The sequence below is a fragment of the Dyadobacter sp. 32 genome, assembly GCF_902506755.1.
In the GTDB taxonomy this organism is placed as follows: Bacteria; Bacteroidota; Bacteroidia; order Cytophagales; family Spirosomataceae; genus Dyadobacter.
The window spans coordinates 1,036,938-1,060,018 of the sequence record NZ_LR735258.1; the positions used below are offsets into that span (position 1 = coordinate 1,036,938).

Annotated in this window: 19 protein-coding genes and 1 tRNA gene; 4 read left to right on the top strand and 16 right to left on the bottom strand. The window is 42.7% G+C overall.

Annotated features, from left to right (window positions below; all coding sequences use genetic code 11):
• Positions 1-10 precede the first annotated feature (10 nt).
• The 6 genes from DYADSP32_RS04105 to DYADSP32_RS04130 all read right to left on the bottom strand — a co-directional run bounded on the left by DYADSP32_RS04105 (position 11) and on the right by DYADSP32_RS04130 (position 8,592).
• The gene (locus DYADSP32_RS04105; protein ID WP_149243913.1) at positions 11-1,312 is read right to left on the bottom strand and encodes a bifunctional folylpolyglutamate synthase/dihydrofolate synthase; all 1,302 of its coding nucleotides are present in this window, start codon (positions 1,310-1,312) and stop codon (positions 11-13) included.
• A 5-nt stretch (positions 1,313-1,317) separates the two neighbouring features.
• Complete coding sequence (locus tag DYADSP32_RS04110) at positions 1,318-2,244, bottom strand: hypothetical protein (protein ID WP_149243912.1); 927 nt, start codon at positions 2,242-2,244, stop codon at positions 1,318-1,320.
• A gap of 119 nt (positions 2,245-2,363) precedes the next feature.
• Positions 2,364-3,425: an SPOR domain-containing protein gene (locus DYADSP32_RS04115; protein WP_149243911.1), complete on the bottom strand. Its 1,062-nt coding sequence runs from the start codon at positions 3,423-3,425 to the stop codon at positions 2,364-2,366.
• A 31-nt stretch (positions 3,426-3,456) separates the two neighbouring features.
• Positions 3,457-5,127, bottom strand: a complete 1,671-nt coding sequence (locus DYADSP32_RS04120) for a TonB-dependent receptor (RefSeq protein WP_414617506.1) — start codon at positions 5,125-5,127, stop codon at positions 3,457-3,459.
• A 35-nt stretch (positions 5,128-5,162) separates the two neighbouring features.
• The gene (locus DYADSP32_RS04125; RefSeq protein WP_149243909.1) at positions 5,163-8,180 is read right to left on the bottom strand and encodes a tetratricopeptide repeat protein; all 3,018 of its coding nucleotides are present in this window, start codon (positions 8,178-8,180) and stop codon (positions 5,163-5,165) included.
• Between the two features lie 160 nt (positions 8,181-8,340).
• Positions 8,341-8,592 (bottom strand): hypothetical protein, encoded by a 252-nt coding sequence (locus DYADSP32_RS04130; RefSeq protein WP_149243908.1) that lies wholly within the window; start codon positions 8,590-8,592, stop codon positions 8,341-8,343.
• Here DYADSP32_RS04130 and DYADSP32_RS04135 point away from each other — a divergent pair.
• Entirely contained in the window at positions 8,591-9,667 is a 1,077-nt protein-coding gene (locus DYADSP32_RS04135; RefSeq protein ID WP_149243907.1) for a tetratricopeptide repeat protein, read from the top strand. The genes DYADSP32_RS04130 and DYADSP32_RS04135 overlap by 2 nt on opposite strands.
• Here the strand turns inward: DYADSP32_RS04135 and menD are convergent, their stop codons facing one another.
• The 6 genes from menD to DYADSP32_RS04165 form a co-directional block, all read right to left on the bottom strand.
• Positions 9,668-11,389: a 2-succinyl-5-enolpyruvyl-6-hydroxy-3-cyclohexene-1-carboxylic-acid synthase gene (gene menD / locus DYADSP32_RS04140; protein ID WP_149243906.1), complete on the bottom strand. Its 1,722-nt coding sequence runs from the start codon at positions 11,387-11,389 to the stop codon at positions 9,668-9,670. It lies immediately after the preceding gene.
• A 90-nt stretch (positions 11,390-11,479) separates the two neighbouring features.
• Entirely contained in the window at positions 11,480-12,343 is an 864-nt protein-coding gene (locus tag DYADSP32_RS04145; RefSeq protein WP_015810559.1) for an RNA polymerase sigma factor RpoD/SigA, read from the bottom strand.
• A gap of 68 nt (positions 12,344-12,411) precedes the next feature.
• The gene (gene pnp / locus DYADSP32_RS04150) at positions 12,412-14,547 is read right to left on the bottom strand and encodes a polyribonucleotide nucleotidyltransferase (protein ID WP_149243905.1); all 2,136 of its coding nucleotides are present in this window, start codon (positions 14,545-14,547) and stop codon (positions 12,412-12,414) included.
• Positions 14,548-14,667: 120 nt separating this feature from the next.
• Positions 14,668-14,943: a 30S ribosomal protein S15 gene (gene rpsO / locus DYADSP32_RS04155; RefSeq protein WP_149243904.1), complete on the bottom strand. Its 276-nt coding sequence runs from the start codon at positions 14,941-14,943 to the stop codon at positions 14,668-14,670.
• 100 nt (positions 14,944-15,043) lie between these two features.
• A complete protein-coding gene (locus DYADSP32_RS04160) occupies positions 15,044-16,531 on the bottom strand; it encodes an LptF/LptG family permease (protein WP_149243903.1) in 1,488 nt (495 codons plus the stop codon).
• On the bottom strand, positions 16,531-16,923 hold the full coding sequence (locus DYADSP32_RS04165; protein ID WP_149243902.1) for an START-like domain-containing protein: 393 nt from the start codon (positions 16,921-16,923) through the stop codon (positions 16,531-16,533). The genes DYADSP32_RS04160 and DYADSP32_RS04165 overlap by 1 nt, the downstream gene beginning before the upstream one ends.
• Before the next feature lie 194 nt (positions 16,924-17,117).
• On the opposite strand from DYADSP32_RS04165, the gene DYADSP32_RS04170 reads away from it, so the two are divergent.
• Positions 17,118-17,191: transfer RNA gene (locus tag DYADSP32_RS04170), tRNA-Met, on the top strand.
• A gap of 201 nt (positions 17,192-17,392) precedes the next feature.
• A complete protein-coding gene (locus DYADSP32_RS04175; protein ID WP_149243901.1) occupies positions 17,393-19,168 on the top strand; it encodes an ABC transporter ATP-binding protein in 1,776 nt (591 codons plus the stop codon).
• 20 nt (positions 19,169-19,188) lie between these two features.
• Here DYADSP32_RS04175 and DYADSP32_RS04180 read toward each other — a convergent pair whose 3' ends face one another.
• The 3 genes from DYADSP32_RS04180 to DYADSP32_RS04190 all read right to left on the bottom strand — a co-directional run bounded on the left by DYADSP32_RS04180 (position 19,189) and on the right by DYADSP32_RS04190 (position 21,879).
• Positions 19,189-20,109 carry a DNA-3-methyladenine glycosylase family protein gene (locus tag DYADSP32_RS04180; protein WP_149243900.1) on the bottom strand — a complete coding sequence of 307 codons (921 nt, stop codon included), beginning with the start codon at positions 20,107-20,109 and terminating at the stop codon, positions 19,189-19,191.
• Positions 20,110-20,199: 90 nt separating this feature from the next.
• Positions 20,200-21,219 (bottom strand): DNA polymerase III subunit delta, encoded by a 1,020-nt coding sequence (holA, locus tag DYADSP32_RS04185; RefSeq protein WP_149243899.1) that lies wholly within the window; start codon positions 21,217-21,219, stop codon positions 20,200-20,202.
• Between the two features lie 57 nt (positions 21,220-21,276).
• Positions 21,277-21,879: an ACP phosphodiesterase gene (locus DYADSP32_RS04190; RefSeq protein ID WP_149243898.1), complete on the bottom strand. Its 603-nt coding sequence runs from the start codon at positions 21,877-21,879 to the stop codon at positions 21,277-21,279.
• A 99-nt stretch (positions 21,880-21,978) separates the two neighbouring features.
• On the opposite strand from DYADSP32_RS04190, the gene DYADSP32_RS04195 reads away from it, so the two are divergent.
• Positions 21,979-22,491, top strand: a complete 513-nt coding sequence (locus DYADSP32_RS04195) for an FKBP-type peptidyl-prolyl cis-trans isomerase (RefSeq protein ID WP_149243897.1) — start codon at positions 21,979-21,981, stop codon at positions 22,489-22,491.
• 67 nt (positions 22,492-22,558) lie between these two features.
• Here the strand turns inward: DYADSP32_RS04195 and DYADSP32_RS04200 are convergent, their stop codons facing one another.
• Positions 22,559-23,041 (bottom strand): dCMP deaminase family protein, encoded by a 483-nt coding sequence (locus tag DYADSP32_RS04200; protein WP_149243896.1) that lies wholly within the window; start codon positions 23,039-23,041, stop codon positions 22,559-22,561.
• Positions 23,042-23,081 lie beyond the last annotated feature (40 nt).

The following is a 23,081-nucleotide window of genomic DNA, read 5'->3' on the forward strand; positions in this document are numbered from 1 at the left end:
AACCTTTATACTATAATTCATTCAAGTCAGCTACAATGAAGGTGCTCCCCCCCACATAAATTGTATCCGTATCCTTCGCATCTAGAAAGGCACGTTTAAGAGCATCATTTACATTTTTGAAAACAGATCCACGTAAACCGATCGATTGTGCAGATCTCAAAAGTTCATCAGCACTAAGTGCTCGTAGGTTTGAAGGTTCACAAAAGTAGTACACGCCATCAGCAGGAAACAAATTTAAAATAGACCTCACATCCTTATCCGACACAAATCCGATAACATACCGCTGCTGGCTGCTGCTCAAGCTATCAAATTGAGCCAAAGTCGCGGAGAGACCTCCATGATTGTGCGCCGTATCACAAATTACAAGGGGCTTATGGTAAAGTCGCTGCCAACGCCCTTTTAAGCCGGTATCACGGGCAAATGATTCAAGCCCTTTTCTGGTAGCTTCGTGATCCACTTTCCAACCCAACAGAGCAAGCTCATCAACCGCAGCGAGCACCCCGCACAAATTTCGCAACTGGTACTGGCCCGATAATTCCACAATTAAATCAGAATAGAATACATATTCTAAGCCTGGGTCTTTAACTTCCACCTTCAACTTACCATCAAATAAGCCCAAATCCCGCACTTTGTACCGCTTGGAACCATAGATGACTCTGGTATGTAAATAAGCCGCCTGTGCCTCAAAAACTGCGGCAAGTTCTTCACCCTGAAACTCACTTACAATAAGTGGAACGCCCTCCTTAATGATTCCTGCCTTCTGCGCGGCTATCTTTACCAGGGTATCACCTAAAAACTGTGTATGGTCCAGGCTTATGTTTGTAATTATCGAGAGAACCGGCGTAATCACATTGGTAGAATCCAGTAGCCCTCCCATACCTACTTCAATGATCGCAATATCTACATTTTGATCTGCAAAGTAGGTAAACGCCATTGCAACAGTCAGTTCGAAAAAAGAGGGCTCAAATCTATCGATGTTAGAAATATTATCATCAACAAAATTCACAATGTATGACTCCTCTATCTGTCTCCCGTTAACCTTTATACGTTCTCCGAAGGACTTAAGATGCGGCGACGTATACAAGCCCACTTTGTAACCGGCCTGATGGAGAATGGAGGCCAGCATATGCGATGTGCTACCCTTTCCGTTCGTACCGCCCACATGAATACATGGATACTTCTCCTGAGGATTACCAAGGATATCGCACAGCTGAAAAGTGGTATTAAGCCCGGGTTTGAAAGCACGGGCTCCAATCTGATGAAAAACCCGCAATCGACTGTATAAGTAGTCAATCGTTTCCTGATAAGTCATTTACGCTACTGAGAACTGATTTTAAATGTAATGGTTCCAATAGACTCTTCCGGCACATTTGAAGATTTGGGAATAAAGGTTAATTCCCGAACTGCATTTTTGTATTGATTTATCACCGAATAGTCGGTAATGGTCGAGCTCAAATTGACGATGCTTTTAATTCTACCATTTTTATCAACGGTTATTCTAAACGTGATCGAGCCGGTTGCGTCTGATTTGTCATTTACAACGGGTTTTCTTGACCAGCTCCAGCCCGACAGGCTTAATCCAACAGCAGTTCCACCCCCACCCCCTTCTCCTTTGTAAGTCTTCGCATACAGGCTTCCATTCTTTGCCCCCTTGTCGCCTACTCCCTCTGCATCATCCCCATTGTTGTTTCCACCTACTCCTGCCTTCGTACCATTGGTACCGTTACTTCCCGATTTACTTCCCGAAGACTTGGTAAAAAGCGCATCTTTATTTACTGCCTTTTCAGGGGCTGGTTTGGCAACGGGTGTAGACGAAGTAGCACTACCAGCGGACTTCTTAGTTTCAGTCTTTTCCGGAGCTTCAACCGGACTTTCAGTTTTGGAAGTGATTACTGGCTTTTCGGCAACGACTTTTGTCGGCTTGGTAGACTCAACCTTAGGTGGTGTAGGCGGCGTTGGCTTCGGAGTAGATACAGATTTAACCTTCTTCACCTCATCTGCATCCGCCTTCATATTCTCTGCTACCTTAGAATCGTTAGGTTTGTTAAACGTCTGTATGTCACCTTTTCCAACTTTGCTTGTACCGTAATTCACCTCAACAAATAATTCCATTGGCTCCACTTTGGGAACCCCACTGGTAAGCCGTATGAAAAAGAACAATCCAAGCATAGCAATCGTTATTCCAAAAGACATTGCCCAGGATATTGCTATTCGTTGACGATCTTCTGCCTGAAGTACGATCATTACTGTTAATTGTTTATTTTCTGAATGGAACGTAAAATTAGATCAATTTCGTATAAATACAAAAGAAGGAGCAACATGGCTCCTTCTTTATTCCTTGGATAGAATCGAGATTAAATTTCCTATTTCACTTTATAAACCCACCCGATTTCCCCTGTAACCTCTTTCAATTTCTTTGAAGCCTTGTAGGCATCAGTTTCAAGCTCAAACCTGTCGACCGCCACTTTCACCTTACTACTACGCTTGTCGGCAGGTATAAGCAGTGCATGTTCAAATCCTTTCTTTCTGAGTTGCTCCAAAAGAATAGTGGCTTGTTTGCTACCCTTAAACGCACCGGCAATAACAAAAAAACCACCCGATTTGATAGCAACTTCCGGTCCGGCCGGTGGAGCTATTTCAGTAGCAGTATCTGCCGCGGGCTCCGTTACGGCGGAAACTGTTTCGGATGAATCAACAGGTTCCGTTGATTCCTTCCCGGTGAATACCTGCTTGACTGGTATTACATCTTCCACTGCGTCACTTTCTTCAATCCTGATGTTTTCGGTAGGAAAGAGCATTCTCAGCGGATTTAAATTACTGGTATTGCCAGATTGATCCGAAACAAAGTCTATGCTAAAATATCCCAGAAGCCCGATGATCAAAGCAGCTGAAGCCCATCTCCACCATTGCACTTTATGTGTCAGTAACTCCTGTTCTTCTTCGACATACTCAATACCTTCTTCAACAATCATTTTTTGAGAGGTGGCCGCCAGCGAACTATTTGGCGTCACCAACTTTACATTGATATTATGGAACCCATACCACTCGTCCTTAAAATGCCTTTCGGAGGTAGGATCAAACACCAGCCTGCCTTCACTGTTCGCTTTAAAATTGCCAATGCCCGCAATCTTGGCTTCTCCCCTCGCCTCAAGGACAGCCCATAAGCGATCCGTGTAGCGTTTTATATACACAACTGCCTCACTATGAGCAATACTTTCATGCCGAGAAATATAATTGGCTATAAGCCCATCATCCAACTTCAAAGACTCATTGAATGCCAGTCGTTTAGCCGGTGGCGAAAACGAGCCTGATTCCTTATCGTAATTCACTGGTATCTGACGCGAAATAAGCGCACCAAACCCAGGTAGAATCACAAATTCGTAATCAACAATTAATTTCCTTATAACTGTCTCAACTGGTATCATTGAAGTACTTTAACGATTTAAAGCTTCAAAGTTAGAAAGAAAAGGATAATCCGCCAACAAAGTTCAGCCCCTGCTGTGGGTAATACTGGTACCGCTGATATTGTTTTCCCAGGATGTTATTGATCGCAACAAAAGCAGAGAAGTTCCTGGTTAACAGGTAGTCTATCTTCAAATTCAGGTCAGCAATTGCCGGTAGTTTTGTAACTTTTCCACTCTGAAAATTCTTTGCCTTCATTCCCCTAAGCACGTACAAATCTGCGGTTACAAACAATTTTTTGCTAATCGCCAGGGCATTAAACCAGTTTAACGTAAGATCAGGTCTATGCCAGGCTTCCTCTACGGATCCCACTGCATAGTCAAAGTAGTTCACCTTTAAAGAGGTTTTGAACAGATCGTTGTAGTTGTATCCTGCCTGTCCGGAAATGGTTAACACTCTGGTTTTTCCCGGATCATAAATGGCTGAAAATCTTGACGTATCGGTAAGCGAATTATTGAAGTGATAAAAGTTCTTGTACTTGGCCAGGGAAACCCGTCCTTCGTAGTTGAACCCTTCCACAGATTCCCCTTTCACGCCGGCAAACAGGTCCAGATTCTTTTCTGTGTTTACGACAAGCACATTGGGGCCCAACCACTGATTCTCACTTAACATACTTTTCAACGTGTTTCTGACGATATCACCATTCACCCCTGCAAAAACATGCAAACCTGTAAAAGGCACAACATCTACATTCAGCACAGGAAAGGCTTTTGTTCTATTAATCTTCAACTCACTATCAGTTTCATTTACTGCATTCAATCCTGCAGTTACAGAAAACAAATCAGTAATATACTTAAATGTAGGCTTAACCCTGAACAGGTTTCTATCGTACGTCAGCTTATCTACCCGCTGTGACACGAATGCGTCAGCTTCAAGCAGTGCATACACCGAGCCCGAAACGGGTACGGAGGCAGTCAGTTTCGTACCCCAGTCAAGTTCGGAGGCATTATATCGATCCCTCAACGTATTCAAACTGGTCTTCACCGAATAATCAACAGCCACAGAAGCATCCGTGTTTTCAAATCCAAGGTTAATGCCAAATTGATTTAATGTCTGCCGAATGGTGTCCCGGTTCACAGATACAGATTCTGGTTGTGGCTTATAGCCATAAAAATAATAGTTCTGACGATCGTAATTAAGCCCTACTTCGACCTTAGATTTGGCCATGATGTATTTACCACCAACTTTAAAATTGGTAGTTGAATTTGCGGAGTTCTTATTATCAACAGGCCCGTTCGCAGCGGAGTTCTGCTTCAACTGGCCGGTAAATACCAGATCCTCCGACGTGCGTCCGCTCACAAATGCTTCTCCCAAAAACCGTCCATAATTGCCCGCTCCGAGCTTGATATAGTTATTCAGGGCATCAGGCTGGCCTGCACGTTCCTTCTGATCAGAGGACACTCCGACTGCTGGCGTCAATTTGGGCGACATGAGGTCAATCTGCGGATCTATAAGTTCATAATTGACTTTCTTGTCCGTAGCGTTGGCCTTTACAGGCTGTACCTTGTCAAATACCCGGTTTGCTGGCGCAAACTCGATACTCTTTTCTTTCACAATCTCGTAAGTCTGACTTTCAATCTCTCCTCTTTGTGCAAGGAGAGTAGTCGCGGAGAAAACAAAAATCAAAAAGTAAAATGGCGTTCTCATTTTATTACCAATACGCATACTATATATTTTTTGCAGATTTTTAAAAACGATTATCATTTCTGTTTTTCGATTTGAGACAATTTGGTTTTGGCCAGTTCCACCGCCTCTTTGTCATCCGAATTCTCGATAATCGAAGTAAGTGTTGCCTTGGCCTGACCTAAGTCATTCATTCCCATATAGACCTCGGAGAGCAAAATAAATGAACGTACCCGCCAGTAATCAAAACCTTCGAAATTTTTAGCCATTTCAATAATAGCCGTCTCCGCTTCTTTATATTTTTTATTTTTATTCAGTATGGTGGCATTCCAGTAGCTGGCTTCTGCCCCATATTCATCTTTTGAAGAAATGGCAAGTTTCTTAAACTCCTCAGACGCCTTTACCAGATCGCCCTTTTCATACGGCACCTTGCCCAAGTACAGTTGCGCTTTTCCTAATCCTCCTGGAATCACATTGCCTACATTAATTACCTCCCGGGCATAATACAAGGTGGAGTCATAACTTTTCAGACTGTAATAGGTATCCATCAGACCAATCCAAGCCTGCGTTTGCTCTTTTTTACTTTCAGAATTTCTAAGTAATATCCTGAAGTTTGTGACTGCGTTGTTGTAATTACCCCTGCCTATTTCCAACTCAGCAGAGCGCTGGGCAGCAGCAGCTACAAAAGTGGAACGATTGTCCTGTACTACCTTTGCATAGTACTGTAATGCTTCGTTTACACTTCCTAATTTATCGAATGAAGAAGCGATGAAGAACCTTGCATCGTACTGGTGCTTGCTTGAAGGGTAAGTATTCAAAAAGTCTAAAAGAGCAGTTTTAGCATTTTGATACTTTTCAGCGTAATAAAGATTCCGTACGTTATCAAACTCCACCTCCTCCAATTTTTCGTTACCCGGGTTATTTTTTCTAACGGCGCCAATCACCTGCGAAAACTCTTCCGGCCTGCCCACGGCGGTATAACTCTCCTGAATTCCTTCCAAAGCGCTGCTCGCCGAAGGTGATTCAGGATATTCGGTGAGTACCTTTTTAAAATCTACGATTGCCTGCTCATACACCTGCAGGTTGTAATACGATTGAGCTCTCCTGAGCAATGCAGCGGGGATCAGATAACTTTTGGGCTTTTCGTTGATCAAACGTGTAAATCCTTTTACGGCCGCCGAATACGAACCATTCTTAAAATCGATATCGGCCATTTGAAAATAGGCATCATCCAGATACCGCGAAGAAGGATATCCACCAATTAAGAGCTCAAACTGCCGACGAGCCTCCTGTTCTTTACTCATGTAAACATAAGCACGTCCTTTTTGAAACAAGGCATAATCCTTGTCCACCTTGCCCTTAGCTGAAACCTGTTCGTAGGTACTTATGGCTTCGTTATAATTCTTGGCAGCAAGGTAGCAATCGGCCAGCCGTACATGTGCATCCTCGATCACCTGCGCGTCCATACCCTGTGTGTTACTTACAAATTCCTTAAAGTATCCAAGCGCCTGAGCATATTTCTTCTGATTATAATAATGATATCCTAATGCATAAAGACTCTTTCGCGCATAAATACCGGCTTTGGAATTTTTGGCAATCTGACTGTAAAGGCTTACCGCTTCCGCACTCCTTTTCAAACCGGAATAAGAATCAGCCTTGTAATAATTTGCAGATATTGAAATGGACTCGTCGATAGGGTATTTCAAGGATTTGTCAAAATAGGTAATCGCCGACTCGAATCGTTCCTGATTAAAATCAGTAACACCCTGGTTGTAGGTGAGCCTTTGATAGGTGCCATTAATTTTAGCATTGCGCTTGGACAGTCCTTCAATATATTTGATTGCACCTAAATTGTTACTTGCACCTGCATAGCCGTCGGCAACCAACTCCGTTGCCTCATCCGTATGTTTGCTATTAGGGTACTTAGCCATAAAATCGTTCAGCTCCTTAATCGCTTCATTGTTACTTCCTAAATCAAGCTGGATTTTTGCGTGGTTATAGGCCGACTCTTCCTTGACGGTGGCATTAAAGCCCAAAGTGGATGCATGCCCAAAGGACGTTAAAGCATTACTTAACTTAGATGTCTTTAAATAGCTGATTCCCAATAGATATGACGAGTACTGCGATACAGAATCTTTGCCGTTTGAAATCGGTTTAAGAGCGCCTATTGCCCCTTCATAATTATTAGTTCTAAATAACGCGTGACCATGGTGTAAGACAACAGCCGGGGGCAAAGCACCTGGTTTCATCTTCTTGAACCGTTCGTATGCTAAAACTGCCGCTGGATAATCCTCTTTTTCATAATACACTTCGGCTACGTAGAGAGCCACATCATCCAGTTTAGTATTCCCCTTCTGCTGACCCAGGATCTTTTCTCCGTATTGCACCAGCTCATCATATCTTTTCAACTGATAGAGCGACGAAATAATCCAGTTAGGCGCTTCATTCTTATAGTATGGATGATCTTGTACCCTTTTAAAATCCTGATAGGCTTCTTCAAATTTATTACGCTGATAGTTAATAACGCCCGAGTAGAAGGATGCATCACCCGCATTGGCAAAGGTGGTCTCTGTCTTAACCTGATTAAAAAGGGGCAGAGCCAGATCCATCTGTTTGGTGTTGTAGTACGACATGGCAAGCTGGTACGTGCTTTCCATTTTCTTTGCATTGTTACCAGCGGTTTTAATCGCTTTTTCCAAGTATGTAATCGCCTTCTCATACTCCCCGGCTTCATAATAATACTTACCCAGGTCGCTGTAAATCTGTTGCGCCTTGGGGTGTTCCGCATGGTTTTTGACAAACCGATCAACCTGCACTTCCGCCTCTGGATAATTCAGATACAGACCGGTCACGGCCACGTAATACTCCGCCGTTACTTTATTGTAATCGCCGGTACTCAGGAGCTTGTCCTGGGTATTCAAAAATTCATTGAACTCTTGCCTGGATGCGACAAAGTTGGACTTTTCATAATATTCCAGGCCGTTGCGAAAGTGTGCCTCAGGAGCCGTAAGACTCATGGTATTCTGAGCCTGAACTGTCAACCCACCAGCACATAGAAAGAGACCAAACGTATAACTACTGCGTTTTAAGAGCATAGGGGTGTTTTTGATCGAGATTAGTGGGGATTTAATGTTTACAATCATAAAATAAATAAAAGACTTTCAACGTGCCACAAATATTTGTTATTAAACGAAAACCGCATCAAAACCGTATAATAACGGATATAAACGAGAATTTTTGTAATGTAGGGACGAATTAGAAAATAACCTCATTTCGGAGCAAAGTATCATTGAAATCCGTTCCCATGTCATCGAACCTTTTCCTAACAGATGCCAAAAAACTTTCATCAAGAGAACTTTCAATTTCATCAACTGACGTTACATCATATTCATCAATCTTGTATGTTTGTTCAAGCATTCCGGTTTCAATCTTTACAATGTATTTATTGTTCCATTGATAAATGCTAATTTTAAAGTCCGGATTAATAATGTCCTTAATATATCTCATGCTAAAAAAAGTTATTTATTGTAATCAATTCAATGCCCGTGTTCTCAATCCTGTCACCTCTGCATTAGTACTAATATTAATAGCACTAATGCTTCAATCATGTGACAACCAGAATAAAAAGGATGCATCGGATTTTTTTCTGAAAGCCAACCGGGCCTATCAGGAAAACAACCATGCCGAGGCTCTCCGTCTCTACGATGAGGCAATCTCAAAGAATTCTGAATTTGCAGATGCCTATCTCAACAAAGGTATCTGTTTGTTGAAGTTAAATCGCACAAATGATGCCGTTGACAATCTAACAAAAGCAATAGAGGTTGATGCGAGTCTCATACAGGCAAATCTGGTGAGATCCGAAGCCAATATCCAGTTACGCAATTTCGAGCTGGCAAAGCAAGATTTGAAATCAATTGCGAAAGCATACAAAGATTCGTCACGTTACTTTCTGATCAAAGGCAATCTGATGCAAGCCCAGGATGATGAAGCAGGAGCACTTGCGGATTATGACCAGGCCCTCACCTTAGATCCGAATAATGTAGAAGCCCTGGTCAATCGAGGGGCGGTTTATTATCATATGAACTCGTATTTACAGGCAAAGCGAGACTTCTTAAAGGCTTCCCAATTGAACCCCTCCCAGCCAGAAGCCTTAAACAATCTTGGTCTTATTTCCATTAGAGATAAGAATTGGAAGCAGGCAACGGCCTATTTTGATCTGATTCTTAACAAAAATCCGTCAGACCCGCTAGCGTTAAACAACAAAGCATACGCTCTTCTACAAAACAACGATTTAGTGGGTGCGAAGAGATTGCTGGATAGAGCAATAGAGATCATGCCCGAAAATGGTTATGCATTGCGCAATCTGGGCATCTATTTTCAACGGACCAAACAACCTCAGGCGGCACTAGCTGAATTTTCAAAAGCAATAGATCTTGCACAAAACGTTGATATGTTATACGGCTTGACCGGACTTACCTATTGGGAGTTAAAAAATAAAGTGAAAGCATGTGAATTATGGAACCAAGGTAAAATACTAAGCGACAGCATTTCCATTGCTGAGCTTAGGAACAAGTGCCAATGATTACCACTTCGCTCTTACATGCGCTTTAAGCCCTTTCCATGCCCGGCTATTTTCTTCCGGGTCCGTAAACACTTCAAGTATCGACATTCCGTTGCCTGAAAGAAAACTGGGTAGTAATTCTTCCAGTTGGTGCTTACTTGTGGCGGTCAAATAATTAATTCTTGAATCCTGGGCTGTACCTTTAGCGGAAAACTGATGTCTTGTTTCAAAGAAATCCTCAAGTTCAGGCAGTTTGGAAGGTCCATCAATCATTCTGAAAATATTGCCCCCGGCATTGTTTACAACAAGAACTTTTAAATTAGCAGGAAGTGAATTTATAATTAATCCGTTACGGTCGTAAAGGAATGCCAGATCGCCAGTGATCAGCAAAACAGAATTATCCGATACCAAAGCATCACCGATAGCCGTACTCACACAACCATCTATTCCACTTGTCCCCCTGTTGGAGGCAACCATACGGTTTCCCAATGTATCCCCTAGAACATTCAAATATCGAACAGGCATGCTGTTTGCAACATGTATCCTCCAATGATCATTCAGGCACAAAATAGCACCATATATCACTGATAAATCATTTAACAATGATAGATTATCCAAATAAGCATACAGAAGCTGCTTTGCCTGATTATTACTTCTGACCCAGTTCGTCAAAAACGATGGATCCGTTTCAGGCTCACCTCCCTGTACAAACAACTGGTAATCAAGCTTTTCAAAAATATTTTCGAAAAAATACTCTGGGGATACAGGAATCTGACAGGTTAAAGACTGGAAGGTATCTACCAAATGCGAATCTTCACTGACGTGCCAATGATGCAGTGCTGGATTTTTCTGTAAAAATTGTTTTAACGCTTTGGAAATAACGGAAAGGCCGAATGTAATCAATAAGTCTGGACGTAAATCGTCAGGGTTTTGATTGGGTAAAAAAAGATCGTGGTAGGAAATAAACTTAGAATCATTCCTGACGTTACTGATACAATCTGCCACGATTACTACGTCCAATTCTTCTGAAATCTGACTGAGTACGTTGTTCAAATTTGCATTAAACTTAGATTGACCAGCTACTATAAGAATCCTGCCGCAAGAATCCCACTTTTCCAACAGCGTATTCCAACTGTCGGAAGACAACGTTGAAAGGGCTGGAATCCGATTTACAACACGGAGATTATTAGACGGTGCGAAAACCTCCCCCTCCAATGGATAAAATGGTTCTCTGATGGGAACATTAACATGAACGGGTCCGAAGGGTACGCCAGTGCATGATAAAATAGCATCATTCACCATCCGGTTGATCGCCCAGCACGCATCTTCATGCCCATAGTCCGCGGGCAATTCAAAAAATTTCCGCACATGACTGCCAAATATTTCTGACTGGAAGATTGTCTGCCCGTCGTGTTGGTGGATCCATTCACGGGGACGGTCAGCCGTGAAGACAAGCAAGGGTACTTGTTGAAAAAAGGCCTCGGACACAGACGGTGCGTAATTATATGCAGCACTGCCTGATGTGCATATCATCACCACCGGCACTTCCGAATCTAAAGCCATACCCAAGGCGATAAAACCGGCTGAGCGCTCATCAATAACAACCTGAACTTGAAAGCCGCCATGCCTCACGAAAGCAAGGGTTAGCGCAGCGCTACGCGATCCGGGTGAAACGACTACGCGTCGAATGCCATGCCTGTGGCATATTTCAGCAATATCAACAATGGGTTGTAAAACGGCCATATTCAGATGTACAAAAAAGGCCTCGAAAGAGGCCTTTTGATATAATTACAGGAATTCAATACGATGTACGACAGGAACAACATACTTTGATTACCCCAAATAGGTCTTCAAAGCTTTACTTCTGGATACATGACGTAGTCTTCTGATCGCCTTTTCTTTGATCTGACGAACTCTTTCACGAGTAAGGTTGAACTTCTCCCCTATTTCCTCCAAAGTCATCGCGTGCTCACCATTCAGCCCGAAATATAAAGCAATTACATCTGCTTCCCGCTGTGTAAGTGTGCAAAGTGCACGCTGTACCTCTTTCCGCAACGATTCGTTTACGAGGCCTGAATCGGGTTTGTCCTCCAGATCATTTTCCAAAACATCCAAAAGGCTATTTTCTTCCCCCTGAACAAATGGTGCATCCATTGAGACATGCCTACCAGAAATTTTCATCGTATCGACAACTTCGGAAGACGAAATTTCAAGAACTTCGGCTAGTTCCTCCGGCGAAGGTTCGCGTTCGAAGCGCTGTTCAAGTTCCGAAAATGTTTTAGAAATCTTATTTAAAGAGCCCACCCGATTAAGAGGAAGCCTTACAATACGCGACTGTTCCGCAAGTGCTTGAAGAATGGACTGGCGTATCCACCAAACTGCATATGATATAAATTTAAATCCACGCGTCTCATCAAAACGTTGCGCAGCTTTAATCAAACCTAAATTTCCTTCGTTGATCAGGTCACCCAATGAAAGTCCTTGATTCTGGTATTGTTTTGCAACGGATACGACAAAACGCAAGTTCGCTTTTGTTAACCTCTCTAGTGCAAGCTGATCTCCATCCCTGATCTTTTGAGCTAACGTCACTTCCTCATCCGGCGTCAACAAATCAACCTTACCTATCTCCTGCAAATATTTATCTAATGACTGACTTTCACGGTTGGTTATTTGTTTACTGATCTTGAGCTGTCTCATCCTAAATTCTTATATTAATATGTGTAAATAACGACATTAGCTAATGCCCTTGTTCCAAAAACACAATTTTATGCGTTTTTGTTCTCCGGTTTTGGAAGTAATACTTTTCTGGATAAACGGTATTTACCAGTCTTTTTATCTACCTCAACCAGTTTTACTTGTACCTCTTCACCAACTTCCAGCACTCCATCCATGTTTTCGATCCTTTCCCATTTGATCTCCGAAATATGCAACAAACCATCTTTACCTGGAAGGAACTCAACGAAGGCTCCGAAGGGCATTATTGATTTCACTTTACCTGAATAAACTTCGCCTATCTCAGGAACCAAAATGATACCGCGTATACGTGAAACTGCTTTATCCATTGAAGTCTTATCCGCAGAGAATATACTTACAAAACCTGCACCATCTTTTTCCTCTATCGATACGGTTGCTCCAGATTCCTTTTGAATATCCTGTACCACCTTACCACCAGGTCCGATTACAGCTCCAATCATTTCGCGGTCAATTTTTATTACGACGGCGCGAGGGGTGTGAGGTTTCAGATCCGGGCGACTTTCTTTTATGGTTTTATTCATTTCGCCCAAAATATGCAATCTTCCTGCTTTTGCCTGAAGTAAAGCTTCAGATAACACTTCGAACGAAAGGCCATTCACTTTGATGTCCATCTGGCATGCGGTGATTCCTTTATCTGTTCCGGTTACCTTGAAGTCCATATCCCCCAGGTGATCTTCATCTCCAAGGATATCAGACAAAACGGCGTACTGACCGGTCTTCTCATCTGAAATCAATCCCATGGCAATTCCGGAAACCGGCGCCTTGATTTTAAGTCCCGAGTCCATCAAAGCAAGAGAACCTGCACAAACGGTTGCCATTGAAGAAGACCCATTCGATTCAAGAATATCTGAAACAATTCGAATAGTATAAGGATTATCTTCTGCAACAGGCAGGACCTTTTTAAGGGCACGTAACGCAAGGTTACCATGTCCCACCTCGCGACGACCAGGGCCACGATTGGGTTTTACTTCACCGGTAGAAAAACCAGGGAAATTATAATGAAGAAGAAATTTACTGTAACCGTATTTCAACGGGGTATCTATAATTTGTTCGTCATTTTTAGTTCCTAATGTCACCGTTGTCAGCGACTGTGTCTCACCGCGGGTAAACAACGCAGAACCATGTGCGTTTGGTAAAAAATCGATTTCTGAGGCGATCGGGCGTACCTGATCCAGGCGACGACCGTCCAACCTTTTCCTTTCATCCAATACCAACCGACGTGATGCATCATATTCCAGATCGTGAAAATAACGCTTGATCAGAGAGGTATTTACCACCTCCTCTTCACCAATGGTTTCCATGAACTCAGCAAGAACAGCCTTGAAGCCGTCCTTACGCACTTGCTTATTGGAAGATCCCAACTGCGCCACTGCATACACCTTGTCATAACAATAAGATCTGACACGCGCTTCAAGCTCTTCGTCCTGAAGATCACCAGGATATTCTCTCTTTTCCACTTTTCCAACCGCTGCTTCAAACTCCTTCAGAGCCAGACACTGTTGTTTGATCACTTCGTGAGCGAATCTCAGTGCCTCAATCACTTCCTCTTCTGACACCTCATCCATTTCACCTTCTACCATTGTAATATCGTCATAAGTAGCTCCGACGATTAATTCCAGTGTAGCATTTTCCAGTTGAGAGGTTCCCGGGTTAACAATAAGTTTACCATCGACTTTGGCCACTCTAACCTCTGACACCGGCCCACCAAAGGGAATATCGGAAGCAGCGAGTGCCGCTGAGGCAGCCAATGCTGCGAGTGCGTCGGGTAAGGCTTCAAGATCAGCCGACATAAGCATGATATTAACCTGAATTTCAGCGTGGTAGTCGTCAGGAAATAAAGGACGAAGCACCCTGTCAACGAGGCGGCTGACCAAAACCTCATGGTCTGAAAGTTTACCTTCACGACGCATGAAACTTCCTGGAATCCTTCCCGCAGAGGCAAACTTTTCCTGGTAGTCAACAGACATTGGTAGAAAATCAATGCCTTCGCGTATTTCCTTATTAGCCACGACAGTTGCCAGAAGCATCGTATTACCCATACGTACAACTACAGAACCGTCTGCTTGTTTTGCCAATTTTCCTGTTTCAATGGTAATTTCTCTCCCATCAGGAAGAGGTATAGTTTTGGTAACTATGTTAAAGAGCATAGAATATGTGATGTTTGAAAAGCGATAGAGACGTCATCAAAACGTTTCTTGTGTAAATCAGATAAAATTCCGCAAAAAATCAGGGAACTTACCTTGTGAGGAAGTTCCCTGATTGATAACTTACTTACGAATGTTCAGTTCGGCAATGATCGCGCGGTAGCGAGCAATGTCATTTTTGTAAAGATAATCCAATAATCTTCTGCGCTTCCCTACCATTTTCAGTAGGCCAAGGCGGGTATCATTGTCTTTTTTGTGCGTCTTTAAGTGTTCGTTCAAATAATTGATACGATACGTAAATAAAGCAATTTGTGATTCAGCGGAACCAGTGTCTCCACCTTCTTTTTTAAAACCCTTAGTCTCGAAGATCTCTCTCTTCTTTTCCGTGGTTAAATACATGATTGTAACAACAGATTAAATATGTGAATTTCACTGCACTATGCGGTGAATAAGGACGCAAAAGTAGTAATTATATTTTGCATTAGGAAATATAATATAACTATGATTCTATAAGTTCTCGATTCGCGAATCTACCTGTCCATTTCAACTTCATTTTTTTAATAAACATTTGATACACATCTTTATCAAACAAGGCAGAGTCACTCCGGGCTCTGTCAACGAAGTATAAACCGGTTAGGAATAATAAAGTATTGGCCATCCACGCTCCAACGGGAACACTCAGCAATCCCTCCTTCACCCACTTATCTCCCTGGTTGGTAATCACATAAAGAAGAATAAAGAAGAGTATGGAAACCAATACGGGGACTCCAAATCCACCTTTCTTGATAATGGCACCAAGAGGGGCTCCAATCAAAAACATGATCAGACAAGAGAGCGCCTGCGTGTACTTATGATGCTTTTCAAGTTCGTATTTGTTGGCGTCCTTAAGTTTAGTCTGCAAATTATCCACTTCCCTACTCGTATAGCTGAGCATACTGGAAGCCGCACTTTTCGCATTGACCAAAATCTCGTTCTTCAAACTATCGCTCACTGGCAGGCTAACAAGGGAATCGATCCACTTGCCTGGCTTCAGCAACTTGTCCGTTCCCTGTTTAAAGTCATAAGAGAAATACTGCTGGCTGTTTGGGACAAGATTTTTTTTGGTCTCCACGTAACTTGCCCGCATGGAATCCGCTGTGGAAGTCAGATCCGCTATGTTTTTCATAAACTCATGGTACTTGAACTGCCCCTCGTCTGTTCGTTTCATTCCAAACGACGACAGACTTTCGATCATCTCATAGTGATCAAATTCATGCCTTTGAAAATTTGTGATCACAGGCGTGGCTCCCGGAGAGGAAAGATATGACGTACCGGCTCCCCTGCCGGCTTCTTCTATATACTGCGTTCCATTAAATAACTCAATCACCAAATAGCGGTTATTATTTTTACTGTACATCCTGCCGGAGTCGGCCAGAATAATAGTCGTGTTGCCCAGTTCATAAGAACGACTATCATGTTTGTAAATAACCATTCCCTTCATCAAACCATTTTCTTCCTTTTTATCTACTTTAATGCTAAATCCCGGAAGGTCATTGTAGAATATCCCGTCTTTAATTTTCAGCGTAGCCTTGGTTGTTTTGATGTCATACAATAAACTATAGCCCTTTAGATTGGCCCAAGGCGATATACGATCGTTAAAAAAAAACGAAAATATAGTCACTCCAATGGCTACAATAAACAATGGCGCCATGGCTCTGACCACAGAAATCCCGGCACTTTTGATGGCAGTAAGCTCAAAAAACTCGCCCAGATTGCCAAAAGCCATCAGGGACGACAGCAACATGGCAAGAGGCAGGGCCGTAGGGACAGTGATCAGGCTAAAAAAGAAAAAGAGCCTTGCATAGTCTAAAATGCCAAGCTCCTTGGAAACGAAATCATCGATATAAAAAATCATGATCCTCATTAAAAAAACGAAAACCACAACCGACATTGTAATAAAAAACGGCCCCCAGAAGGCCCCTAAAACCAGCTTATCAAGCTTCTTCATTAACTCCCAACAATTTCTTTTAGATTATCCATAAACCCATGCCAGAGGGATAATAGTTCATCCTCGTCCTTATTAGACGAATAATCTGTTACCCTTAAAAAGGTGGTCTGAGTAAGATCACTCACTTCGAGCTTCAATTCCAGATGGTTATTGTCGAGCTCATCCTCACTCGTATTTTCAAATTCGAACCGCACCGCCTTGTTAATCCGTAAACCAGTCTGCTTTGCAATGTGACTATCACCATCCCACTGAAAGTCGAACCGATGATCGGGCAAAACGGTTACCTTTTCGGCAAACCACTGTTCCAGACCTGATGGGGTTGATATATATGGAAATAAAACTTTAGGAGAGGAACGCAATTCAAACTCGGTAACAAACTTATATTTATCCATAATAATCAGGTATTAAAAGAGTGACCTTACTGTATTCAATGAGCTGTCCTGTTTCAAAGCTGTAATATAGCATAATTCAATTATAAAAATCATCGGACCATATTCTGCATTTGCAGTAAGTTAAAATTTTGTCAAGAAATATCAAAAGCTATTGCCTCTTAAATAATTTTGATATACTTTTGCACCACAATTACGGCGGGGTAGCTCAGATGGTTAGAGCGTAGGATTCATAACCCTAAGGTCGGCAGTTCGATCCTGCTCCCCGCTACAAACAGAAAAAGGCACTCCTCGAGTGCCTTTTTCTGTTTGTACATAGAATTAAATTTCAAAAGTTTCGGTTTGTAGGAGATGGGAAGCGCTTTCTCATAAGATGATTGTATACTAAGACAACGTCGTTGAATGTCTTCTCCTTTTACTCAGGACATTTTGCCCCCCTTGTATACAACACTAAAATAGATAAATAACCACCATGAAATTATTGTTACAATACCTCGGCCGCTTCAAAGGGTTGATCCTACTAGCTTTGCTCCTGGCCGCTATCAATCAGGTATTTTCTCTTTTAAATCCATACATATTAGGTAATTACCTGATAGACCCGTTTGCAAACAAGGCCAGCCATTTCCGTGAAAACGGCCTCAATTCTGAATTCTTCCGGGGGGTATTGATAGGCTTGCTACTCATCATCGGTACTGCCATGGTTTCCCGGATTGCAAAGGCATTTCAGGATTACGTTGTGAATGTTGTCATCCAAAAATTTGGCGCAAACCTGTATACAGACGGGCTACGGCATGCGCTAAGACTTCCGTTTCAAGATTTCGAAGATCAGCGTAGTGGTGAGACGTTATCCGTTTTACAAAAAGTACGGGCCGATTGTGAAAAATTTATCACCAACTTCGTCAACGTACTTTTTGCCACATTGGTCGGAATTGTATTTGTAGTGATCGTCGCCTTCAAGCTTAGTCCTATGCTACCGGTCATATACCTGGTGGGCTCTGTTGTATTAGCCATCCTCACGAGTTTATTGAGCAGAAAAATCAAGGTTATTCAGAAGAACATTGTGAAGGAAACCACTGCGTTAGCAGGTTCCACCACGGAGTCACTCAGAAACATTGAACTGATAAAAAGTCTGGGATTGACACAGCAGGAAATACTGAGGCTAAACGCCAACACATTCAAGATCCTGAAACTGGAACTCAAAAAGGTGAAAAGCATACGTTCCATCAGCTTTATCCAGGGAACTTTTGTCAACTTTCTTCAGCAGTGTATCATGTTTTCGTTGCTTTACTATGTGTTTTATGACCAGATCACCGTAGGGCAGATGATGATGATGCAATTTTACTCCTTTTTCATTTTTGGGCCTCTACAAGAACTTGGCAATGTTATTTTGTCCTATCGGGAGGCAGAAGCCTCGCTTGCGAACCTGCAGAATCTGCTGAGCCGCCCGGTTGAAAAAAAACCCACAAATCCTGTCATTATAGAATCTATTGAGAGCCTCAGATTTGAAAATGTGCGTTTCCAGCATCAGTCGGCCAACAGGGCCGCTCTTGAGGAAATTTCATTTCAGGTCAATCGTGGGGAGACGATTGCATTTGTGGGACCTTCCGGCTCGGGTAAGACCACCCTCGTAAAACTACTGGTAGGCTTGTACCACCCCAGCCCGGGCACAATCTATTACAATGAAAACAGTGGAAATGAAATTGATTTTGATGAAATGAGAAACAAAATTGGTTTCGTAACGCAGGATACTCAGCTCTTTTCAGGGACTATAAAGGAAAACCTTCTTTTTGTAAACCCATTAGCAAGCGACGAGATGATAGATAGTGTCTTACAAAAGGCAGCGTGCTACAATCTTTTGTCCCGGGCTGAGAACGGAATTGAAACCGTCATAGGCGAAGGAGGTCTGAAATTATCAGGAGGCGAACGTCAACGACTATCCATAGCCCGCGCACTGTTGCGCAACCCGAATCTAATCATATTTGATGAAGCAACCTCTGCCCTTGATTCCCTGACCGAAGAAGAAATATCTAATACCATCCGCCATATCACAGATCAGCGTCAACACATTACCGTAATGATCGCGCACCGATTGTCGACCATTATGCATGCAGACCGTATTTATGTTCTGGAAAAAGGTAAAATAATCGAAATGGGCAGCCATTCCGATCTGCTGGATGAAAAAGGACTGTACTATGCCATGTGGAGACAGCAAATTGGGGAGCGTAAGAACGACGAGGTAAGTGCATAGAGCAATGTTAGGGTCTCACTTCAAAGGAGGGGCAGCTGTTGCCTGTCCGCAAGACTCCTCCAAAGATAAATTACAACGTAATTCTCCCATCCTTTGTATGAATTAAAAAACTGCTCTATCTTTTCTTTTTCATTTCGGTCGGAAATAATTCCATGACCGACAAGCGCCTTTAAAAGTCCAACATCACCATGTGGAATCCCCTCTGATTCACGCAAAGATTTCATTAAGGCGTAATTGGCCGTCCATAATCCCACACCCTTGTAAGACATCAACAATTTTTGTCGGCTGGGAAAATCGGGCAGGTCAGCAACCCGTTGCTTACTCAGTGCGCCACTTGAAAACGCCTTTGCCAAACCTATAACGTACTCTGCTTTCTTTTGAGAAAACTGCATCGCCTTTAAATCTTCCGGCTCCGCCAAAGCCAATACCTGGTAACCGGGAAAGGTGAAAAACACCTCATTCTCAAACGAAACAAATCTTCCATATCGTTCTACAATCCTTCTTTTAAGCCGGTAAGCGAACGAAAGATTTATTTGTTGGCCTATTACGCTCCAGCAAAGCGCCTCAAACAGATCCTCTATACCCATCAGGCGCAAACCACCGAAGGCCTCGCACATGTATGCGAGGTAAGGATCATTGGCCAAATGATCGTAAAAGGGCTGAATATCCCGATTTATATCAAACCATTCAACTATAAACCCGACTAAATATTCCCTGATCGTGGCATTATTCTCTCCAGATAAAACCATGATTTCGAGAAAGCCAGGTCGTTCCACAATTTTGATGAGAAGGATTTCGTCATGAATTACCAGCGCTTTTTTAATTCCAGTCTGGTCTATCACATGCAGACAATCGTCATAATTCCTGTCCAGAAACCAGATGCATTCCTGAAAACTAAAACAGCGCGGAACGGGGATAAGAATAGATGGTAGTTCATTCATTTTGCAAATATGCTATGCCCGACTTTTGCCAGAAAACCGTTTCTTGCTGAATTCAATCGTAGAATAATGCCCGACTGCTCTGTTCTGAAATTAGTGAACGATTTTAAAAACCAATTCTTTGAGCAGCTCACCTTCGGAATAACTTACGCCGTCCAATCCTTTCAAACGTCCATCGCATTCGCGCAGATAATGAATAATTTGAGTCACCTTGGGCAAAGAATAATTTCTCATAGCCAGAGCGTAATCCTTAACAAAATAGGGATTGACACCCAACTCCGCTGCAAGCCCCCGCTCAGATTTGTCGCTGCTCGCATGAGCAAGGAGCAGTTTGGAGAAAAAACCAAAGAGAATGATCAGCATGGGTGCCAGCGGATTGTCTTTGGAATTTGCTGCAAAGTGAGAAATAATCCGATTAGCTTTTATGACGTCACGCTGGATCAGGGACTTTTGAAACTCAAAAACATTATACTCCTTGCTGATACCCACAAACCGCTCCACTACATCTGCATCCACCCCCTGATCCACCCGGAGGTTAACCATTATTTTCTTAATTTCATTCGTCAATCTCTTTAAGTCGTTTCCAATATTATCCACCAGCATTTGAACAGCTTTCGGGCTTATCTTCACACCTTCGCCCTGGCAGTAGCCGGAAACCCATTCCGGGAGTTTGTTATCGTACAACTTTTTGGACTGAACCACAGCTCCATGTGTATTGAAAGCCTTGATAAAGCTCTTTCGCTCATCTGCCGACGCCTGAAAGCACAGCACCAGTACTGTACTTTTCAACGGATTCTGAACGTAATCTTCAAGCCTGGCCAGTTGATCCTTGTAATCTATACCAGCAAGTTTGTTGGCATCTTTAACCAAAATGAGTTGACGCTCAGCCATAAACGGGAATCTCCTGGCATAACTCAAAACGCCGGCAACATCTGAGTCCTTTCCGTAGATTATAAATTGGTTGAATCCCTTTTCATGTTCAGGTACCACCTGGTTTTCAAGCATATCCGCAATGGTATCCAGGTAATAGGGCTCATCCCCGTAAAGGAAATAAACTGGCTTGTAAACTTTACTTTTGATTTCTTTGAGTATGACGTCAGGCGTTAAGGCCATGGATTAAATTCTTTATTTGGTACGCAACAAACAGATTACATACAAACTTAAAAAACTTCACGCACCATTCATTGCTAAAAATTCAGCAGAGGCAATTTGGAGCTCGGGAAAAAAAGCATTGAATTGAAGTTGATAATAGCTCTCCCCTTCCTGTAATTCGAGATGAGCGTCACTTATGGTAGACAAAAAAAATGCACGTCTCGATAATCTTCTGAAAGTAAGCCCAATACCCGAAATGGTAGCATAGGATGTGAGCCAATCCTGTTCGACCATGGCTGACACCATCGGCGTCATCTGGCTTGGAATAAGCATTTCATTTCTTTTGAAAACGGCATACATAGTCGGCACATATTGCTCCAACGGTTCGGGACTATAATGACGGAAATCTTTGGCCAGAAAATAATCGAAATAAATATCCAGTGCTATTCCTGCCAGCTTCCCCTGTGTTTGAGCCACTGCTCTTTTTGTTTCTCTCACGATCGGGTGGCTGTCTGTAAAGGCATCTATGAACCTATGTAATTTAACACCCAAAAGAAAATCTTTATCCCAATTCATCGTCTTTTCGTGGGTAAGAAGGCCTTTCACAAAATCACCGGCAAAATTACCCATAATGATGCCTTCGTTACTTCCGGACAATAGCAAGTGTGCTAAAAAGTTCATAAAACTGACAAGTTGGCAAAATTCAATTACGTTTGTACTTTTGGAACGAAACGGGAATAGTTATTTCATAATCACTGATATTAATAATCAAACAAGAAAATGAAGGTAGAAAAAAATAATGTAGTTACGCTGACCTACAGTCTGAGAATCCCTGATCAGGATGGAGACATGGACGTTGTAGAAGTTGTAACCGAACAGGATCCGATGTTATTCATTCAGGGAATCAGCGGCCTGCCCGAGGGATTTGAAAGTCAGATCGAGGGACTTGCGCCTGGTGATACTTTTGATTTCACCGTGGAAGCCGAAGAAGGTTATGGCGAATTTGACCCCGAAGCGGTGGTGGAACTGCCAAAAACGGTTTTTCAAACTGATGAGGTAAATCAGGACGAATTGCTTCAGATAGGTAACATCATTCCTATGACCAATGAAGACGGCGAGCGCATGCATGGCCAAGTCGTAGAATTGAAAGAAGAGGTGGTTGTGATGAACTTCAATCATCCGCTGGCAGGTAAATCCATGCATTTTGAAGGTCAGATCATCTCCGTTCGTCCGGCAACAGCAGAAGAGATTGATCACGGACACGTACATGGCGAAGGCGGTCATCATCACTAATATGAAAGCTGAGAACTTCAAATTATCATTTGAAGTTCTCAGCTTTCAACAAAACCCCAAGCTTCATTTAAATGGACGGTAACGCATATTGCTCTACCTCTACGCCAAAGCGACGCAGAAACTCTACTCCTTCCTCGACCGCAATTCCTTTGTACGCGGCGTAAGAGTTCAGAAAGATTACCTTTTTAATTTTCATGGTGTAAATAACCCGTGCACAGGCAATGCAAGGTGCCAGTGTAACAAACAGGGTTGATCCTTCAATATTCGATCCATTTTTCACTGCGAAAAGAATTGCATTCTGTTCGGCATGGAGGGCAAGAGAGCAACTTCCTTTCGCGTCTCGCGGGCAACCCACTTCCGGAAACTCCTCGTCGCAATTGTGAGTTCCTGCCGGAGGGCCGTTATAGCCAATAGAGATGATTCGTGTATCTTTGGTCAGTACGGCACCCACCTGAGCCTTGATACAATGGGAACGTAGCGCCAAGTTTTTGGCTAATTCCATATATATCGCATCAAATTCAGGACGTAAATTCGTTGTAAGTAAAGTCATTGGGATTATTACACTAAAAATGTCTGCAAACTTATACAAA

Coding starts and splice junctions, on each gene's coding strand:
- pnp (WP_149243905.1), bottom strand. CDS start 14,547: ATGCTCTTTAACATAGTTACCAAAACTATACCTCTTCCTGATGGGAGA.
- DYADSP32_RS04190 (WP_149243898.1), bottom strand. CDS start 21,879: ATGAACTTTTTAGCACACTTGCTATTGTCCGGAAGTAACGAAGGCATC.
- DYADSP32_RS04110 (WP_149243912.1), bottom strand. CDS start 2,244: ATGATCGTACTTCAGGCAGAAGATCGTCAACGAATAGCAATATCCTGG.
- DYADSP32_RS04135 (WP_149243907.1), top strand. CDS start 8,591: ATGCTAAAAAAAGTTATTTATTGTAATCAATTCAATGCCCGTGTTCTC.
- DYADSP32_RS04175 (WP_149243901.1), top strand. CDS start 17,393: ATGAAATTATTGTTACAATACCTCGGCCGCTTCAAAGGGTTGATCCTA.
- DYADSP32_RS04145 (WP_015810559.1), bottom strand. CDS start 12,343: ATGAGACAGCTCAAGATCAGTAAACAAATAACCAACCGTGAAAGTCAG.
- DYADSP32_RS04120 (WP_414617506.1), bottom strand. CDS start 5,127: ATGCGTATTGGTAATAAAATGAGAACGCCATTTTACTTTTTGATTTTT.
- DYADSP32_RS04200 (WP_149243896.1), bottom strand. CDS start 23,041: ATGACTTTACTTACAACGAATTTACGTCCTGAATTTGATGCGATATAT.
- DYADSP32_RS04165 (WP_149243902.1), bottom strand. CDS start 16,923: ATGGATAAATATAAGTTTGTTACCGAGTTTGAATTGCGTTCCTCTCCT.
- DYADSP32_RS04195 (WP_149243897.1), top strand. CDS start 21,979: ATGAAGGTAGAAAAAAATAATGTAGTTACGCTGACCTACAGTCTGAGA.
- DYADSP32_RS04125 (WP_149243909.1), bottom strand. CDS start 8,180: ATGCTCTTAAAACGCAGTAGTTATACGTTTGGTCTCTTTCTATGTGCT.
- DYADSP32_RS04105 (WP_149243913.1), bottom strand. CDS start 1,312: ATGACTTATCAGGAAACGATTGACTACTTATACAGTCGATTGCGGGTT.
- menD (WP_149243906.1), bottom strand. CDS start 11,389: ATGGCCGTTTTACAACCCATTGTTGATATTGCTGAAATATGCCACAGG.
- DYADSP32_RS04160 (WP_149243903.1), bottom strand. CDS start 16,531: ATGAAGAAGCTTGATAAGCTGGTTTTAGGGGCCTTCTGGGGGCCGTTT.
- rpsO (WP_149243904.1), bottom strand. CDS start 14,943: ATGTATTTAACCACGGAAAAGAAGAGAGAGATCTTCGAGACTAAGGGT.
- DYADSP32_RS04115 (WP_149243911.1), bottom strand. CDS start 3,425: ATGATACCAGTTGAGACAGTTATAAGGAAATTAATTGTTGATTACGAA.
- holA (WP_149243899.1), bottom strand. CDS start 21,219: ATGGCCTTAACGCCTGACGTCATACTCAAAGAAATCAAAAGTAAAGTT.
- DYADSP32_RS04180 (WP_149243900.1), bottom strand. CDS start 20,109: ATGAATGAACTACCATCTATTCTTATCCCCGTTCCGCGCTGTTTTAGT.
- DYADSP32_RS04130 (WP_149243908.1), bottom strand. CDS start 8,592: ATGAGATATATTAAGGACATTATTAATCCGGACTTTAAAATTAGCATT.